Origin of the sequence: Enterobacter cloacae complex sp. P2B, assembly GCF_014895985.1 — a bacterium.
Classification (GTDB): Bacteria; Pseudomonadota; Gammaproteobacteria; order Enterobacterales; family Enterobacteriaceae; genus Enterobacter; species Enterobacter bugandensis.
In genome coordinates, this window is the sequence record NZ_JADBQQ010000030.1 from 1 (window position 1) to 361 (window position 361).

2 tRNA genes are annotated in these 361 nt (G+C 46.5%); both read right to left on the reverse strand.

Features of this window, described 5'->3' with window-relative positions:
* Positions 1-142: 142 nt before the first annotated feature.
* Positions 143-218: transfer RNA gene (locus IM313_RS22245), tRNA-Ala, on the reverse strand.
* A 38-nt stretch (positions 219-256) separates the two neighbouring features.
* Positions 257-333: transfer RNA gene (locus tag IM313_RS22250), tRNA-Ile, on the reverse strand.
* Between the last annotated feature and the right edge of the window lie 28 nt (positions 334-361).

Below are 361 nucleotides of genomic sequence, written 5' to 3' on the forward strand. Positions count from 1 at the left end.
TGCTAAAATTTGAGAGACTCGAACACACCATTAAAGATGTGTCGTTTCAATTTTCAGCTTGATCCAGATTTTTAAAGAGCAAAACTTCGCAGTGCACCTTTTCAGGTTCACTCTGAAGTTTTCTTGTGTTCGCAGTAAAAGATGGTGGAGCTATGCGGGATCGAACCGCAGACCTCCTGCGTGCAAAGCAGGCGCTCTCCCAGCTGAGCTATAGCCCCATCGTTTTGCCAACCTCTTCAAATTTGCTTCGCAAATTTGGTAGGCCTGAGTGGACTTGAACCACCGACCTCACCCTTATCAGGGGTGCGCTCTAACCACCTGAGCTACAAGCCTGTAGAGGTTTTTTACTGCTGTTTTTCAT